The 16,814-nt window shown below is 36.9% G+C and carries 14 protein-coding genes; 6 read left to right on the top strand and 8 right to left on the bottom strand.

All coding sequences use genetic code 11. From position 1 onward, the window contains the following. Positions 1-6: 6 nt before the first annotated feature. The 4 genes from ACODR7_RS14630 to ACODR7_RS14615 all read right to left on the bottom strand — a co-directional run bounded on the left by ACODR7_RS14630 (position 7) and on the right by ACODR7_RS14615 (position 2,797). Entirely contained in the window at positions 7-696 is a 690-nt protein-coding gene (locus ACODR7_RS14630; RefSeq protein ID WP_488840115.1) for a hypothetical protein, read from the bottom strand. Beyond that, positions 671-1,180: an RNA polymerase sigma factor gene (locus tag ACODR7_RS14625; RefSeq protein ID WP_002976192.1), complete on the bottom strand. Its 510-nt coding sequence runs from the start codon at positions 1,178-1,180 to the stop codon at positions 671-673. The genes ACODR7_RS14630 and ACODR7_RS14625 overlap by 26 nt, the downstream gene beginning before the upstream one ends. 99 nt (positions 1,181-1,279) lie before the next feature. Then, a complete protein-coding gene (locus ACODR7_RS14620) occupies positions 1,280-2,440 on the bottom strand; it encodes a GlmU family protein (RefSeq protein WP_488840113.1) in 1,161 nt (386 codons plus the stop codon). 105 nt (positions 2,441-2,545) lie between these two features. Further along, positions 2,546-2,797: a type B 50S ribosomal protein L31 gene (locus tag ACODR7_RS14615; RefSeq protein ID WP_002976190.1), complete on the bottom strand. Its 252-nt coding sequence runs from the start codon at positions 2,795-2,797 to the stop codon at positions 2,546-2,548. 184 nt (positions 2,798-2,981) lie between these two features. Here ACODR7_RS14615 and ACODR7_RS14610 point away from each other — a divergent pair, with 184 nt between their 5' ends. The 5 genes from ACODR7_RS14610 (at position 2,982) to ACODR7_RS14590 (ending at position 8,162) form a co-directional block, all read left to right on the top strand. Next, positions 2,982-4,391, top strand: a complete 1,410-nt coding sequence (locus tag ACODR7_RS14610; RefSeq protein WP_488840111.1) for a hypothetical protein — start codon at positions 2,982-2,984, stop codon at positions 4,389-4,391. After that, positions 4,391-4,717 carry a nucleotide pyrophosphohydrolase gene (locus tag ACODR7_RS14605; RefSeq protein WP_076594856.1) on the top strand — a complete coding sequence of 109 codons (327 nt, stop codon included), beginning with the start codon at positions 4,391-4,393 and terminating at the stop codon, positions 4,715-4,717. Before ACODR7_RS14610 ends, ACODR7_RS14605 begins: the two co-directional genes overlap by 1 nt. A gap of 70 nt (positions 4,718-4,787) precedes the next feature. Then, a complete protein-coding gene (locus ACODR7_RS14600; protein ID WP_488840109.1) occupies positions 4,788-6,008 on the top strand; it encodes a 3-phosphoshikimate 1-carboxyvinyltransferase in 1,221 nt (406 codons plus the stop codon). A 76-nt stretch (positions 6,009-6,084) separates the two neighbouring features. Next, the gene (locus ACODR7_RS14595) at positions 6,085-6,765 is read left to right on the top strand and encodes a hypothetical protein (RefSeq protein ID WP_488840107.1); all 681 of its coding nucleotides are present in this window, start codon (positions 6,085-6,087) and stop codon (positions 6,763-6,765) included. A gap of 413 nt (positions 6,766-7,178) precedes the next feature. Further along, positions 7,179-8,162 carry a phosphatidylinositol-specific phospholipase C gene (locus ACODR7_RS14590; RefSeq protein WP_488840105.1) on the top strand — a complete coding sequence of 328 codons (984 nt, stop codon included), beginning with the start codon at positions 7,179-7,181 and terminating at the stop codon, positions 8,160-8,162. A gap of 223 nt (positions 8,163-8,385) precedes the next feature. On the opposite strand, the gene ACODR7_RS14585 is transcribed toward ACODR7_RS14590, so the two are convergent. From ACODR7_RS14585 to ACODR7_RS14570, 4 genes are all read right to left on the bottom strand, one after another. Continuing rightward, on the bottom strand, positions 8,386-10,212 hold the full coding sequence (locus tag ACODR7_RS14585; RefSeq protein WP_488840103.1) for an alkaline phosphatase: 1,827 nt from the start codon (positions 10,210-10,212) through the stop codon (positions 8,386-8,388). 120 nt (positions 10,213-10,332) lie between these two features. Next, a complete protein-coding gene (locus tag ACODR7_RS14580; protein WP_488840101.1) occupies positions 10,333-11,841 on the bottom strand; it encodes a RagB/SusD family nutrient uptake outer membrane protein in 1,509 nt (502 codons plus the stop codon). A 26-nt stretch (positions 11,842-11,867) separates the two neighbouring features. Further along, complete coding sequence (locus tag ACODR7_RS14575) at positions 11,868-14,756, bottom strand: SusC/RagA family TonB-linked outer membrane protein (protein ID WP_488840099.1); 2,889 nt, start codon at positions 14,754-14,756, stop codon at positions 11,868-11,870. 294 nt (positions 14,757-15,050) lie between these two features. Beyond that, the gene (locus ACODR7_RS14570) at positions 15,051-15,749 is read right to left on the bottom strand and encodes a hypothetical protein (RefSeq protein WP_488840097.1); all 699 of its coding nucleotides are present in this window, start codon (positions 15,747-15,749) and stop codon (positions 15,051-15,053) included. Positions 15,750-16,000: 251 nt separating this feature from the next. Here ACODR7_RS14570 and ACODR7_RS14565 point away from each other — a divergent pair, with 251 nt between their 5' ends. After that, on the top strand, positions 16,001-16,795 hold the full coding sequence (locus tag ACODR7_RS14565) for an SDR family oxidoreductase (protein WP_488840095.1): 795 nt from the start codon (positions 16,001-16,003) through the stop codon (positions 16,793-16,795). Positions 16,796-16,814 lie beyond the last annotated feature (19 nt).

Here is a 16,814-nt window from a genome sequence, read left to right as displayed (position 1 = left end):
TGATTTTTAGTATTCGCTGTCAAGATTTTCATTTTTTTGGGAAGATGCTACTGTTTTTTTAAACTCGTTTCCTAATTTCATAAAGGAATATCTGGTAACATCCAGGGCTTCTTTTTCACTGCTGATTCTCTTACCATTTACAATGACATATGAGTCATTGTATGCAGAAGCAGAATCATTTGTATTTTTATTCGGGAAGGAAGAATTATCTACATATCTGGGTTTTCTTTCCTTTTTAAGTCTTCCTCTTTTAGGCAGAATTTCGTCCATAACATCTTTTTCTGCCACCTGGTTATCCTGAAAAACAGAGTCTTTTTTCACACCGGAAATAGAGTCTGTGTGATTCACGGCAACCTGTTCCTGATGATCACTATTTTCTTCGATGAAACCGGATTTTTGTTTTAAAATTTGGTCTTTTACCAGTTTTTCCCTGTCCTGTACATCTGCTGTACCGGAATTATTAGAGTTGAGAAATAAACCAATCCCAAAGACCAGCATTACACTGGCGGCCATCCAGAACCATTTAGGAAAGGAGGGCTTTTTCTGTTCTTCCAATGGAATAACAGGTGCTGTATTCTGTTCAGGCTTCTCACCTTCTGCAGTCTGAAGAAAGTCTTCAAAACTCCAGTCCATTTTTTCTTCCTTAATTTCCCGGAAGACTTCGTTGTATTTATCTTGTAATTGATCTTTTTTCATAGCTCATCAGTTGTGAGATTTGTTCTTTTACTTTTTGTCTCGCACGCATCAGGTTTACCCTTACTGCATTTTCCTCCATTTCCAGCATTTCAGAAATTTCGGAAACATCATACTCTTCTACATCTTTCAAGTGGATGACCATCTTCTGTTTTTCGGGGAGCTGATTGATAAATCCTACAATATGTTCTTTGAGGTTATCAACTTCCATACTGTAAAGCTCCGAGCGATGAAGCTGCATATCCGCAAAGCCGATCTTTACATCATGATGCTTCAGACGGTTCAGGCATTCGTTCCGGACAGACTTCAGCGCATAGGATTTAAAATTCCCGAATTGCTCAAGCTCATCCCTCTTCTGCCAAAACTTCATCATGAGATCCTGTACTACATCTTCCGCTTCATCACTGCTCATGACAAACCGCTTCGCAAAACGATACATCTCGTCTTTGAGAATAAACACCGTATTCTTGAAAGTTTCTTGGGTCATGAGTTTTGTTTCTTATAGGTAAGACAATTGCCATTACTTATCTATTACATCAAAAATAAAAAAACTTCAAAAAAATTTGAAGTTTTTATTATAATCGAACTAATACGTATCAAAAATATGTTTCAGAATCGCTTTATCTTCTTCTGTTAAAGCGACTTTCCTTCTCGCCATAGCTCTTTCTGCTACTTCATATACTTTATCAAGCTTGAATCTTTCATCATCCTTCAGTCCGCCCCATGAAAAGCTTTCCACAAGGTTAGGTGGAAAACCTGGTTTGAAGATATTGGAAGCAACACCAATTACCGTTCCTGTATTCAATTGGGTATTGATAGCCGTTTTGGAGTGATCTCCCATAATCAGACCCGCAAACTGCAATCCTGTATCTTCGAATGATTTTGTTCTATAGTTCCAGAATTTTACATTCCCATAATTATTTTTCATGTTTGAAGAATTGGTATCTGCTCCAAAATTACACCACTCCCCAATCACAGAGTTTCCTACAAAACCTTCGTGCCCTTTACTGGAATATCCGAAGATAATGATATTATTCACTTCTCCTCCTACTTTACAGTGAGGACCGATTGTGGTAGCCCCATAAATTTTAGCTCCAAGATTCAATTTGGAATCATCACAAAGAGCAATTGGCCCGCGAAGATGACAGCCTTCCATAACCTCTGTATTTTTTCCAATATAAATTTTTCCGGTTTTAGTATTCAGGGTGGAAAATTCAATTTCGGCTCCTTCTTCAATAAACAGATCTTTTTTATCTCCTAAAAATCCGTTGGTGGAAGACAATTCCTGTGAGGTTCTTCCTTCGGTAAGCAGATCAAAGTCAAAATCAATCGCATGATGGTTGTAGGTAAACAGATCTTTTGGTCTTTTGAAAAAAATCAGGTCTTCTTTGATATCCGTCATTTTTTCAATCTGGTTCAGAGAAAAACCTTTCATATTGATTTTAGCCGCAATCAATTCGTCTTCATAAACAAGTGCTTCCCCTTGCTTAAGATCTTTAATCTTTTGAATTACAGTTTCTGTGGGAAGGAAGTTCGGAACCAGAAAAAGGCTTTCTTTTTCCTCAGGGCTTTTAAATTTATCCTGAAGATACATTTCGGTGAAGTAAGTTACCTCTGTGTTTTCGAGAATTTTCTGCCATCTTTCTGAAAATGTAAGAATTCCACATCGCATTGCAGCAACCGGACGGGTAAAAGTAAGCGGAAGAAAGTCTTCCCAATATTGTGCATCTGAAAATACTAATTGCATCGTTCAGTTTTTGGTTTAAAGTTTAAAATTCAAGGTTAACAAATTTACAATAAAAAAAGTCTTCCAAAAAATTGGAAGACTTCTATATTTTTAAGTATACAAAAATTACTTAGCGAATTTTTTGTATTTGTTCATGAACTTATCAACTCTACCTGCAGTGTCAACTAGTTTTACTTTACCAGTGTAGAAAGGGTGAGAAGTTGAAGAGATTTCCATTTTGATTAGAGGATACTCTTGTCCTTCATACTCGATAGTGTCTTTTGTTTCTGCAGTAGACTTGCAAAGAAACACCTCGTCGTTACTCATATCTTTGAAAACAACAAGTCTATAATTTTCTGGGTGGATTCCGTTTTTCATAATACTATTTTTAAAAAAATTAAGTTTGCTTTCGAAATAGTAATGGATATTTCTCTGCTAAATTTTAGGTTGCAAAAATACAACATTTTTTTAAAATTCCAAATACTGAATTCAATATTTTTTTCTTGATAAGAAATTTAAAGTATTTTCGTTAAATTTGGAACTTACTTAAACTTTAATTTCAATGAAATTCAAATTATTACTGGCTTTTTCCTTCTGGATGTTACTTGTAGCAGTATCATGTAATAAAGATGACATAACGTTTGACAGTCCTACGCAGGAACTTCGTTTCTCAAGAGATACGGTATTCTGTGATACGGTATATCATCAGGTACGTTCAGAAACTTATGTTGTGAAAGTATATAATAATGAAGATAAGGACATTATGATCCCAAGAGTGAACCTTGAAAAAGGAGCTGCTTCATTATATAGAATCAATGTAGATGGAAAACCGGGATATGATTTTAAGAATGTTCCTTTAAGAAAGAAAGACAGTCTTTATATTTTTGTCGAAATTGCACCGGAAGCTACAGGACCCGAGGCCATAGCAGAAGACAAAGTTCTTTTCACCAGCCCTGGCGGACAACAGCATGTAACTTTATTTTCTGTGGTTCAGGATGCTGAATTTTTCATCCAGACACCAGGCAATCCGAATGTGATTACCAATTCCACCACATGGAATAACGATAAAGCAAAGATCATCTATGGAAATCTGACTATCAATCCCAATGTAACTCTTGATATCAATGCCGGAACTAAAGTGTACTTCCATAAAAACAGTGGAATGAAAGTTTCTTCGGGAGCCTTTTTAAATATCAACGGTACTCAGGCAGATCAGGTTATTCTTCGCGGAGACAGGAATGATCCTTATTATGATACGATTCCTAAAAACTGGAATTCTATTAAAATGGAAGCCAATTCTACCCTTAAGATGAACCATGCAAGACTTTTCGGAGGTACGAGAGGATTGGATATGAAGCAAACCAATGCTACCATTACCAATTCCTTCATCCATACTTTCTTTGAATACGGAATTTATGCTGTAGGTTCTACAGTAAATGCCAACAATCTTGTAATGAACAACTGCGGTTTATCCTGTGTAGGGATTTTCCTGGGTGGAAAACATAGCTATACTCATGCTACTATTGCGAATTACTCCAAGACCATGAGTTCTTTCGACAGAGCAGGAATTTTTGCAGCCAATGAATGGAAAAATGATGCCGGGCAGACACAACAAGGTGCTTTGCAGCAGCTTGACATCAAAAATAGTATTATATATTCTGACAGGGATGCTGCTGTTCATTTTGAACAAACTCCGGGACAACAGTTTGAATTTTTACTTCAAAATTCATTAATCAAATATACCAGTGCCATCGGAGCAGGTTTCACTTTTGATAACAATCCGAATGTGATACAAACGGTAAAAAATGCAGAGCCTCAGTTTGTCAATTATTTTATGGCTAAAATGAATTTAAGGGTAAAACCTGGTTCTCCGGCTCTTGGAAAAGGAAATGCGGCTGTTGCAGCAACGGTACCTTTTGATATCGTGAATGTTTCCAGAACCACTAACCCAACTTTAGGAGCTTATCAATAATGGAAATTACGCAGTTACAACAGCAGGTAGATGAATGGATCAAAACCATTGGGGTAAGATACTTTAATGAGCTTACCAATATGGCAATGCTGACAGAAGAAGTAGGCGAAGTAGCAAGAATTATTGCCAGAAGATATGGTGAACAAAGCGAAAAGGAAAGTGATAAGACTAAAGATCTTGGTGAAGAACTGGCAGATGTGCTTTTTGTAACATTATGTTTAGCCAATCAAACCGGAGTCAACCTACAGGACGCTTTCGACAAAAAAATGAAAATTAAAACTGACCGTGATAAAGACCGGCATCAGAACAACGAAAAATTGAAATAATGATAAATGATGAGTTATAAATAATACATGCATTTATAACTCATTATTTTTAAAGATAATGTAGATCATAATGAAGCTAGAAAAATCAAAATTATCAGGTGATAAAACAGTACAGATCAGCGGTTCGAAAAGTATTTCGAATCGTTTATTGATTCTGGAAAGTCTGTTTAACAATATAAAAATCGGGAATTTATCCAATTCTCAGGATACTCAGCTGCTGAAAAAAGCTTTATCTGAGAATACCGAAGTGGTAGATATTCATCATGCGGGAACAGCAATGCGTTTTCTCACTTCTTATTATTCTATTCAGGAAGGAAAGACAACTGTTCTTACAGGTTCCGGAAGAATGAAGGAAAGACCTATCAAAAATCTGGTAAGTGCTTTGAGAGATCTTGGAGTGGAAATTGAATATATGGAGAATGAAGGTTTTCCCCCTTTAAAAATTACAGGAAGAAAAATCACCCAGACTTCGGTAAATGTTCCTGCGAATATCTCAAGCCAGTTTATCACTTCACTGCTACTTATAGCAGGAAAACTTGAGAATGGATTGGTGATTAATCTTGTGGGTGACGTTACTTCAAGATCTTATATTGAAATGACGCTTGATATCCTGACCAGATTTGGTATTCAAAGCAGTTTTGAAGGAAATACCATCAAAGTAGAACCTTTCACTCCTGACAATTCCGCAGTAGTACATTATGAAGTGGAAAGCGACTGGAGCTCGGCTTCCTACTTCTACTCTATCTGTGCATTAGGAAGAGAAAAGATTCATCTGAAAAGTTTTTACAAAGAATCCACACAGGGAGATTCGGCCATTGCCAACATCTACGAAAAGTTCTTCGGAATCAAAACTACATTCTCTGAAGATGAACATCAACTAACGCTTGAACCTCAGCGTGATTTTTCTTTCCCGGAAAAAATTATGCTGGATATGAACGACTGTCCGGACATTGCACAAACTCTTTGTGTAACAGCCGCCGCTTTAAAAATTCCTTTTGAGATTTCCGGACTGGGGACCTTAAGAGTAAAGGAAACCGACAGGCTTCTGGCTTTATATAATGAGCTTAAAAAGCTGGGTACCGAAACAGAGATCACAGATTTGACGATTAAATCAATCAGTTTTGGAGAGCCACAAAGCCATATTTCTATTAAGACCTATCAGGATCACAGAATGGCCATGAGTTTTGCACCATTTTGTCTGATCGGCAAGCTCAATATTGAAGATGAAGATGTAGTAGAAAAGTCTTATCCAATGTTCTGGAAAGATCTTGAAAGCATACTGACTCATTAATTAATATTATAAAATGTGGTCATTTGAAAATAAGTGTTGTTTTCGGATGACCACATTTTAATGTTATATCATAACCATGAAACATTTCTTTTTCTTTTTGTTTGTTTTATCTGTTTCAGGCTTATCTGCCCAGAATCTGAAAGCCTTTTCGGTTCCGAAAGGATACATCCAAATAGCAGAAACCAAAGGGGATCTTGACAAAGATGGTAAAGATGAAGTAGTATTGGTATTTAACACCAATATAAAAGCATCAGACACGCAAAACCCGGAAGGTACAAGTGACTATAAAAGGATTTTTTATATTCTGAAAAAGGAAAACAGCGGTCTAAAAGTATGGAAAGAGAATTCTAACATTTTTTTTTCAAGCGGAACCGGATTTTACCCTTCTGACAATACTCTTGAGGTCAACATAAAAAACAACAGCCTTCATATCGGGCAAAGCTTTTTTACCAATTCCAGACATACCCAGCAATATAAACATATCTTCAGATTTCAGAACGGAGATTTCTATCTGATCGGTTCACATGATCATTTTGAAGACACCTGTGATTTCAGCTTTACGAACGAGATCAATTTTTCAACAGGAAAAGTAATTATTGACAGGAAATATTCTTCCTGTGATGATGAAACTAAAGTACCTGAAAACTCCCACAAAGAGTTTACTTATAAATTCCCGGCTCTTATTAAAATAAATGATTTCTTTATCGGAGACCACAAGTTCAGGCTTCCCGGTTTAAAAGAGGATTTTGTTTTTTAGGATGGAAGATTGAAGCCGGATGCTGGAGGTTACTGTTTGACAGTGAGCTTCAACACTCATTTATTATGATTTTTTATAGCTACATTTCTTTAACGCAAAGTAAAATTAATTCTAATGTTATAGTAAAGTGAGCAAAGAGGCCGACATACATCGGTTATGAAGCTTTCTTTTATACATTAGCTTAGAAAAAATCAATTTCATTGATTTCATCTTTGCTTACTCGATATTTCCGAAACTAAAAATAAACTTTGCGTTAAGAAAAATCAGTTTTCCAATTTACTTCTTCCAACTTCAAACTCCCTGACTTTATACCAACTTAATTATCTCTTAAAGTTAAATTAACTCCTTGTGCATTGATATATTCTTATTTTTAAGCTACCTTAAAAAATAAAAAAACTATGTTCAAACAAAGCATGAAACGTATAACATCCATCACTCTTGGGGTTGTTACTGCATCCATCTTTTTTTCTTGTTCCAATGACAGTCTTATGGAAAGAGACTCTAATGAAAACAATGTCGCTTCTTTAACAAAAACAGCTGGCAGAGCTTCATTACTGCCTGTTTCTCTGAATAGCTGGATGGCCGGTCTTCAGGATAACATTTCCCTTTCAAAAATCTCAATTCCCGGAACTCATGATTCAGGAGCACGTGTAGATGCACCAGTTGTATCAGGTACGGCTAAAACTCAAGACCTCAGCATCGCAGAACAACTGAATGCAGGAGTCCGTTTTCTGGATATACGCTGCAGACATATTGACAATGCTTTCACCATTCATCACGGAGCGATTTACCAAAATCTGAATTTTGATGATGTCTTGAATGCATGCTATGCCTTCCTTAACAGTCATCCTTCTGAAACGATTATCATGTCGGTAAAAGAAGAATACGATGCTTCGAACACAACCAGAAGTTTTGAACAGACATTTGATTCTTATGTACAAAAGAATCCTTCTAAATGGGATCTTGGCGCAAATATTCCTACGCTGGGTGCTGTTAGAGGAAAGATCAAGTTATTAAGAAGATTCTCTTCGGGAACAACCAAAGGAATCAACGCGTCACCATGGGCGGATAATACCACTTTTGACATCAACAATTCAGGCGTACAGCTAAAGGTTCAGGATTATTACAAGGTAACCAATAATGATGATAAGTGGAACGCAATTTCAAGCCTGCTTAATGAAGCAAAAAATGATACAAATGGTAAACTTTTTGTGAATTTCACGAGCGGTTATAAGCCTGGAATTTTTGGAATCCCAAGTATTCCTACCGTATCCAACAATATCAATCCAAGGCTTAAAACATTCTTCCAATCCAATACTCACGGATCTTTCGGAATAATGCCGATTGATTTTGTGAATGCTGAACTTTCCCAATTGATCGTTAACACCAATTTCTAAATTATTATTTGTTAGATTTATTCAAAGGCCGTCTCTCTTGTTGAGGCAGCCTTTTTGCGTTTTTTTCTGCTTTTATCTCTCGCAGATTTTGCAGATAACGCAGATTAACTCAAACATCTGCTTAATCTGTAGAATCTGCGGGAGCCTTAAATTAATTCATAAAAAAGACTGCTCCAAAAATGAAACAGCCTCTCTTTGTAAAAGTAAAAGTATAAATTAAAAGCTATTTCTGAATTCCGTAAGCTCCCAGTATTTTGCTGAAGATCTCAGTGTTTTCAAACAATCCTGTGAATTCTTTTGAATTGGGTCCGTAAGCAAATACACTTGACGGAATAGAGGTGTGATCATTCGTGCTGAAGTTTCCCAATATCCAGCCTTCTTTCAGACTTCCGTCTAAAAGGGTTAAACCTCCTGTTTCATGATCTCCCACTACAATTACTAAAGTTTCTTTATTTTCATCAGCAAATTTCATCGCCTTCCCTACAACCTGATCAAAATCCAGTAATTCTGTAACCAGCTGTTCTATATTATTGCTATGCCCTCCACCATCTGTCTGGGAGGCTTCAATCATCATAAAGAATCCTTTTTCGTTAGTTTTTAAATCATTTAAGGTAAGATCAAAAGCATCAGAAAGCCAGTTTCCTCTTCCATTGGTTATTCTTTGTGAAGCCAGAGGATCAATAATCAGAGTACGGTTGTTTATTTTAGTTACTGATTTCAAATTCTGGTAAAGATCTATTTTTGCTTCTTTGAATTTCTGTAGATTTTCCTGAGACAATCCGCTTGTAGGACCGCCGATCAGTATTTTAGTTTTTGAAGCAGCAAAATCTTTCAGAATAGGTTCTGAACTGTTTCTGTTATCTGAATGGGCGTAGAAATCTGCAGGCGTAGCATCTGTAACATCTCCTGTGGAAATCAATCCGGAAACCATTCCTTTTTCTGCAATAATATCAGGAATTTGTGCGAGTGCTTTTCCCATATTGTCAACGCCTACAAACGTATTTTTGGTTTTCACACCGGTTGCAAATGCTGTAGAACCCGGTGCGGAATCTGTAATGTAAGCATTGGATGAATTCGTTTTGGAAAGCCCTGTGGATTTCATATTGAAAACATTCAGCTTCCCTTTGTTGGCTGTAAAGGCAGCATAATATTGTGGTAAAGAAGTTCCGTCGGGAATAAGAAGGATCACATTTTTCACCTTTTTCTCCACACCGTCTGATTGATAAGTTGGCGTATAAGTGGTGTATTCTTTTGTATTCTTATAAAAGTTTTTCGGAATGGTGTTCATGAATTTTTTAAGATCCGGAATATGATCGGTATTGATATAATCTACCCCTAAATCCATCAGATTTACCCATGCATTAGGAAAATCCGGCGCTCCATAAAAACGAACCGGCTTCTGCTGAGCATGTGCTTTGTCAACTGCAGTTTTGATTTTTTGCGTTTCTTCATCCCTTGGAATTCCTTTTCCATTCCATTTTACCAACCCCGGAAGATCTGCACTGAAGATTCCGATTCTTTTCAACTGATCCGGGGAATAATTATGATCAAGATCTCCATCAAAATAAAGATAGTTCGGATAATTATTAAACTCTGACGGTTGAGGCTTTCCGCCAGTAATGACAATTTTAATTCCAGGATTTCCCGTGATCTCAGGATATTTCTTTAATGTACTGACTAAAACAGCCAATGATGTTTTATAATCCTGCTTAATATCAATCAGCAGCTGAAGTTTCTTACCAGCATCAGGATAGATATTTCCTTTGTTGAGTTTAATCTGTTTTGAAATATTATCGAGATAAAGATTTTCCAGTGTTCTGTCTGCCGAAAGTTCTTTTTCGGTGTGTGCAACCCAAAGTTGGCCTTTTACCAGAAAAACATCTGCCTCAATAGAACCGAAGTTAGCATAATAAGCCTGCCAAAAGGGAATTTCCTGCATATAATCATTATGCGAATGAGCATTCCCAACATTATATTTTAAATAATTCTGTGCCTGGTTTTCTGAAAAAACAGCCAGTGCCAGTACAGCTAATATTTTTGATAGTTTCATTTGTTTATCGTTATTATTTTATAGGTGGCATAAAACGGCCTATCCCTACTCCTTTGAAAAAACTATATCATCACAGAATGTTCTGCAATGATATAGCGGCTTATATATAAAGATTAAATTTTACCAGCCTTCATTTTGTTTAATGATTCCATGACTGTTTACAATTTCAATCTGCGGAACTGCCCAAACATTATGCACAGCAGGATTAAAGTTTCTTGCTGCCCAGACTACCTGTCCATTGATACCGTGCAGAGGCTTCGCATAAGCTGCCTGTGCATCTCCCCAACGTACAAGGTCTCTGTGTCTGTCTGCCCATTCACCTGCCAGCTCGCAACGTCTTTCATGCTTCAGATCAGCCAATGTACATCCGTTTTTAGCTGATAAACCTGCACGCATTCTGATCATATTGATTTCCTGATCTGCAGATTTTCCCTGCATCAGTAAAGCTTCTGCTTTGATCAGGATCACCTCAGCGTAACGCATAATCGGAACGGCAAGGTCTGTACACGGATAATCTCCGTTGGCACTCACGTGACCACTTTTCAGCTCATATTTGAAGGCATCCATATATTTATTGAACTGGTATCCGGTAAGGGAATTGGAAGAAGCGTATATTCTCTCTTTTCCGTTAAAGGTAAATTTGTCTCCTATTTTAAGAATGGTAGTACTTCTTCTAAGGTCTCCTGTTTCGTATTCATCAAATAACTCTTTCGTTGGCTGGAAATATCCCCATCCGTTATATTCTCCCCATCCTTTGTTTTCAAGCATTACTCCCGGAAGAATACTTCCCCACGCGGTAAACTTAGGAGTTCCCGGGATAGACCAGATGTATTCTGAACTGTAGTTATTTTCAGCCTTGAAAACATCTGAAAAATTACTCAACAAAGCTCTGTTTCCTTTGGTCATTACCTCGTTAGCCCAGAATTCTGCATTCTTCCAGTCTTTCATAAACAGATATACTTTGGCCAGCAATGCCCATGCTGCAGCCTTATGAGGTCTTCCATAGTCTTTTGCAGGAAGTTCTGCCTGAGTAGGTAATAATTCTGCCGCTCTTTTCAGGTCATTCACAATGTAAGTGTAGTTTTCCATTACATTGGCTGCTCTTGGAATCGGGTTGGGATCCGGATCTTTCGAACGGTCAATAATTGGAACTCCGGCCTTTTCATTTCCGTAAGAATAAGCAAGCTCAAAATACATTCTGCTGCTCATGAAAAGGGCTTCTCCAAGATATTTATTTTTTGTTGCCTGAGAGGTTTGAATATTATCAACGTTACGGATCACACGGTTGGCCACTCCAATCACGTTGTATCTTTTGTTCCACTGGGTTTCAAGATCACCTGCCGCGATATAATTGCTGCTGAAGTTTTTGGCGTTATCCGCCTCACTTTTTGCTCTTCCGGTTACCATATCATCACTGGCATTGATAAACCAGAAAAGGCCTCTTCCATAAAATTCACCATCGAATAAAGGCTTATACATGGCATTTGCTCCGGTAACCAGATCGTTTTCTGTTTTCCAGAAACTGGCTTCCGTAGGGGTTCCTTCCGGCTGAACATCAAGTTCTCCTGTACATGAAAGAAGCATTACTGATATTCCTGATACTAACAATATTTTATTGAAAAATTTCATTTCTTTTACTTTTTGTTGGTTAAAAATTATAATCCGATCTCCACTCCAAAGATGAATGAGCGTGCCTGAGGATATCTTCCGGTATCAACTCCGTAAGAGTTCATTCCTACTTCAGGATCAAATCCTGTATATTTCGTTATAGTAAACAAGTTGTTGGAGGTCATATAAATTCTCACTTTGTTTACATCCAGTTTTCTGTACAATTCTTTTGGTAATGAATACCCGATGGTAAGGTTCTTCAGTCTTAAATAAGATCCATCCTCCACATAGAAATCTGATACTTTGGAATAATTACCGCTTGGGTCGCCGTGTACCAGTCTTGGAATATCAGTATTCGTATTCTGAGGTGTCCATGCATTCAGGATATCTCTGTCCATATTATAATTCTGCCCTGTTCCACCCGGGTTCAAAGAAATAAACTTCATTCCGTTGAAAATTTTATTTCCGTATACTCCCTGGAAGAATAAATTCAGATCAAAATTTTTCCATGTCATGTTATATGAAAAGCCATAGGAGAACTTAGGGTATGGACTTCCAAGATTGACAAAGTCATTATTATTAAGCACTCCCGTATTTCCTTCTTTTTTCAGGAATTTGATATCTCCCGGCTTGGCATTGGGCTGGATGAGATTTCCGTTGGCATCTTTATAGTTGTTGATTTCTTCCTGAGTCTGGAAAATTCCACCGGTCTTGTAACCGTAGAAAGAATACAGAGGATCACCTACTTTCACACGGGTTGGTTTCAATACTCCTCTTACCCCATTATCATTGATAAAGATCTCATCTACATTGGCAAGCTGTTTCACCGTATTTTTTAGTTGGCTCATTGTAGCACCTACTGAGAAAGTAAAATCACCGGAAACTACTTTATTATAATTGATCCCCAATTCATATCCTTTATCCTGAAATAATCCCGCATTCACATACTGATTATTATAGGTTGCCGTACTTGGCAAGCTTACATTGAAGATCTGATCTTTGGAGTTCTTCACAAAATAATCGAACTGTAAGGAAAGACTGTTGTGAAGGAAGGAAGCGTCTACCCCGAAGTTGGTCTGCTCAGATTTTCCCCATTTCAGATCCGGGTTGGGACGTGTAGTAGCATAATACGCAATATTCTGAGAAGGATCCTGACCGAAAATCACATTATTATCTCTCGTCATCAACGGATTTACAGCCTGTGGTGAAATCCCTCCAAGGTTACCCAGAATACCATAACTTCCTCTCAGTTTCAGACTTGAAAGCCAAGAAATATCCTGCATGAAATTTTCTTTCGAAACTACCCATGCACCGGAAACCGCATAGTAATTCGCAAATCTGTTTTGTTTTGCTACCAGTGAAGAACCATCACGTCTTCCCAATACACTTACAATATACTTTCCTGCATAATCATAGTTTACTCTCGCCAGATAAGAAACCAAAGACTGTTTGAATCTGTAACTGGAAACATCTTTATTGGTATCTGCAGCATTCTGAAGGTGTTGGAAAACCTCTGCTTCACTTCTGAAGTCATACGATTTTGCCACAAACCCATCATCAATGGTTTTCTGGAACGTAAAACCTCCAAGGAAATCAAAATTATGCTGTCCCGCTGAAATTTTATAAGTCAACAATTGCTCTGCAAGTGCTGTGGATGAATTATTGGATTGGTATTCTAAATTATTGGTATCAAAAATTTTCCCGACTTCCAAAACTCTGTACGTAAAGTTCTTTACATCTCCCAGTTTAAAAGTCTGTGAGAAATTGGAACGGAATTTTAAATCTTTTGCCAAAGTAATTTCAGCATAAGGGTTGATTAAAATCTCATGGGTAGGATTTCTGATGCTGATCCTTTTAAGATACGCCACCGGGTTGATCATATCTCCATATCCACCTGCCACATCAATCGGCAACCCTGAGAATGCACCGTTAGGAGTATATACCGGAACATTGGGCGGATAATACATGGCAGCTACCAAAGCTCCTGTATAGCCACTTTTTGTATCGGCTGTATTGCCGTCAGAGTAATTATAGTACATATTTTCTCCAATCGTGAGCCAGTCTTTTACTTTATGTTCAGAATTGACTCTGAAATTGTATCGTTTTGCCTGCGTATTCAATAAGATCCCCTCAAGACTTCTGTGGTTCATACCCACAAAATATCTGGATTTTTCACTTCCTCCGCTTAGATTAACATTGTATTCCTGAATGGTTCCCGTTCTGAAAATTTCTTTCATCCAATCTGTTCTGGTAATTCTTCCGTCCGGATATTGATTAGGATTAAAAGCCATCGGTAAGCTTCCCAGTTTTCCGGCATTTTCATAGGCCTTATACATCACATCCTGGAATTCTGCTGCATTCAGAGATTCTTTCAGTCTCCAAGCCTCATTTAAACCATACTTAACATCAAAATCTACAGTAAGATTTCCTTTTTTTCCTTTTTTAGTGGTAATAAGAATAACGCCTCCGGAAGATCTTGCTCCGTAAATAGCCGCAGAAGCATCTTTAAGTACAGAGATATCCTGAATATCGTTGGGATTAATAGAAGGAGTTCCATTGAAAACCACCCCATCTACTACATAAAGGGGAGTTTCTCCGTTGATTCCTCCCAGACCACGAATATTGACCTTAGGTGCTCCGTTAGGATCTCCACCTTCGTTCACTACAGTTACTCCGGGTGCTTTACCCTGAAGAACTTCTCCTACACCAGACAAAGATCTGGAAGTTAGCTTATCCAACGAAGCCTCCGAAACAGCACCGGAAACTTTACTTTTTTTCTGTGTTCCGTAGCCGACAACAACAATCTCGTCGATGGATTTTTCTTTTAAGCTGTCTTTTTTCTGAGCGAGGAACACCGGTGAAGCTGATATTGCACCAATAAGTAATACCCTTCCCGTTAAATACGTTACGGATACAGGGATTTTAAATACATTCATGATCTCCTTTTTGATTAGGTGCAAAATTAGATCAGTCTGCTTCCATGCCTCATTAAGGTTTTCTTATGTTTTTATTAAGAAATTTTAGATTTTTTCAGGTACCATCTACCACAAAATAAAATTAAACACCTGTTTTTCAGAAATATATGTAATTAAAAGTAATCATTCCTCCGATGATGAATAATGAATTAATATTAAGTTTGTCTTAAATTTATTCCATGATAGGAATAAAAAAAAACACATTCAGCGGTTTGAACGAAAAATATTTTAAGAATCTAATTCTTAAAACACAAACTATACTTCTTTTTCTGTATAAAAGTTAACTGTTTTTTTCACAAGATTCAACTTAACAATTCCACTTCGTATTCCCATAAAAATATTTTCCTCATCGAATACCACTACAGAGTTTGGATACAGTCCCCACCAAAACTGTTTCCTGAAAAGGAGTGTGGCTTTTTGATCCACTACTTTATAAAAGCCATGAAAAGAAGCAATATAAATACTGTCATTGAATATAGTTAAAGCTTCTAAGGCATCCCCAAAGGATTCGATTTTATTATAAGTGAAAGCTGAATCTTTTTTTAATTCATACAAACTTCCCCATATACCTGAGCCTTCTGTGAAATAGATCTTATTCTGAAATCTGAAAATATCAACAATGTTTCCAAATTTTATTTCAATTTTTTCTCTATCTTCTTTAGGCTGAAAGTATAGTGCTCCCCCAAATTCTCCTTTATTTTCTCCAATCAATGTTCCATCTTCAATTTCCAATTCAGAATTCTCTTTATAATAGCTGGTCTTTTCTATGATCAATCTACCGTTATCTTTTTTTACAGCATAACAGTCTTTAGAATGATTAAGAACGAACCATTCCGGAGATTCTACTTTTGGAATAGAATGTTCAGTGAAATTCTCCGGAATTTTAATTTCTTGTCCTGTACAATAAAAGCTAAAATTGAGTATGAATAATATTAGCAGTTCTTTTTTCATCATTAATTTAAAACGTAATTAATTACTAAATTTTACCGGAGTTAAAATATAATAACTTTTCCAACACTGATGGATTATTTCTAAATATTTTAAATCAGTTAGAGAATACATCCAACTTTAAAGCTTTATCCATATCAAAGTTCATTTTTCTTTTTTTACATTTGCTGAAAATAGATTTACTTTTGAACACAGACCATTAAAAAAGTCTCACTGGTATCAGAAGAAATAAAAACATTAAAAATCATACGAATTCAATGACCATCATTATAACAGGAACCTCATCAGGAATCGGGTTTGCATTGGCAGAATATTTTGGTAAAAAAGGACATCAAGTATACGGATTAAGCAGAAAACATACAGAAAGCCAATATTTCAAATCTATCCCAACTGATGTGACAGACAATACTGCAGTTCAAAATGCTGTAGCTGAGGTTTTAAAAACAGAAAGCAAAATTGATGTTCTGATCAACAATGCCGGAATGGGAATGGTAGGTGCAGTGGAAGATTCTACAAAAGAAGATATTCTGAAGCTTTTCAGCTTGAATCTTGCCGGACCTGTGCAGATGATGAGTGCCGTACTCCCGAATATGCGTGAGCACAAATTTGGAAAAATTATCAATGTTTCCAGTATCGGAAGTGAAATGGGACTGCCTTTCCGTGGATTTTATTCGGCTTCCAAATCCGCATTGGATAAAGTAACTGAAGCGATGAGATATGAAGTTTACCCATGGAATATTGACGTATGTTCTCTGCACCTGGGAGATATTAAAACCAATATTGCAGACAACAGAGTGATTGCACAGGTTTCCCAGCCTTATAAAAATGTTTTTGACAAAGTATATGCACTGATGAACTCTCATGTGAATGACGGAACTGATCCGTTGGAAGTTGCCGAATACATTGAAAAACTTTTAGCAAAAAATAAATGGAAAGCTCATTATTATTTTGGTAAATTCGGGCAGAAAATCGGAGTTCCTTTGAAATGGATTCTTCCACAGGGAACTTATGAAAATTTGATGAAGAAGTATAATAAACTGGATAAAAATTAGTTGATTGATAAGGCGCATT

This window comes from Chryseobacterium sp. FG46 (assembly GCF_057809135.1).
This window is presented reverse-complemented; position numbering and strand designations above follow the sequence as displayed.

Bases quoted from the DNA above. Each gene is read 5' to 3' on its own strand.
- ACODR7_RS14630 (WP_488840115.1), bottom strand. From the start codon at position 696: ATGAAAAAAGATCAATTACAAGATAAATACAACGAAGTCTTCCGGGAA.
- ACODR7_RS14625 (WP_002976192.1), bottom strand. From the start codon at position 1,180: ATGACCCAAGAAACTTTCAAGAATACGGTGTTTATTCTCAAAGACGAG.
- ACODR7_RS14620 (WP_488840113.1), bottom strand. From the start codon at position 2,440: ATGCAATTAGTATTTTCAGATGCACAATATTGGGAAGACTTTCTTCCG.
- ACODR7_RS14615 (WP_002976190.1), bottom strand. From the start codon at position 2,797: ATGAAAAACGGAATCCACCCAGAAAATTATAGACTTGTTGTTTTCAAA.
- ACODR7_RS14610 (WP_488840111.1), top strand. From the start codon at position 2,982: ATGAAATTCAAATTATTACTGGCTTTTTCCTTCTGGATGTTACTTGTA.
- ACODR7_RS14605 (WP_076594856.1), top strand. From the start codon at position 4,391: ATGGAAATTACGCAGTTACAACAGCAGGTAGATGAATGGATCAAAACC.
- ACODR7_RS14600 (WP_488840109.1), top strand. From the start codon at position 4,788: ATGAAGCTAGAAAAATCAAAATTATCAGGTGATAAAACAGTACAGATC.
- ACODR7_RS14595 (WP_488840107.1), top strand. From the start codon at position 6,085: ATGAAACATTTCTTTTTCTTTTTGTTTGTTTTATCTGTTTCAGGCTTA.
- ACODR7_RS14590 (WP_488840105.1), top strand. From the start codon at position 7,179: ATGAAACGTATAACATCCATCACTCTTGGGGTTGTTACTGCATCCATC.
- ACODR7_RS14585 (WP_488840103.1), bottom strand. From the start codon at position 10,212: ATGAAACTATCAAAAATATTAGCTGTACTGGCACTGGCTGTTTTTTCA.
- ACODR7_RS14580 (WP_488840101.1), bottom strand. From the start codon at position 11,841: ATGAAATTTTTCAATAAAATATTGTTAGTATCAGGAATATCAGTAATG.
- ACODR7_RS14575 (WP_488840099.1), bottom strand. From the start codon at position 14,756: ATGAATGTATTTAAAATCCCTGTATCCGTAACGTATTTAACGGGAAGG.
- ACODR7_RS14570 (WP_488840097.1), bottom strand. From the start codon at position 15,749: ATGATGAAAAAAGAACTGCTAATATTATTCATACTCAATTTTAGCTTT.
- ACODR7_RS14565 (WP_488840095.1), top strand. From the start codon at position 16,001: ATGACCATCATTATAACAGGAACCTCATCAGGAATCGGGTTTGCATTG.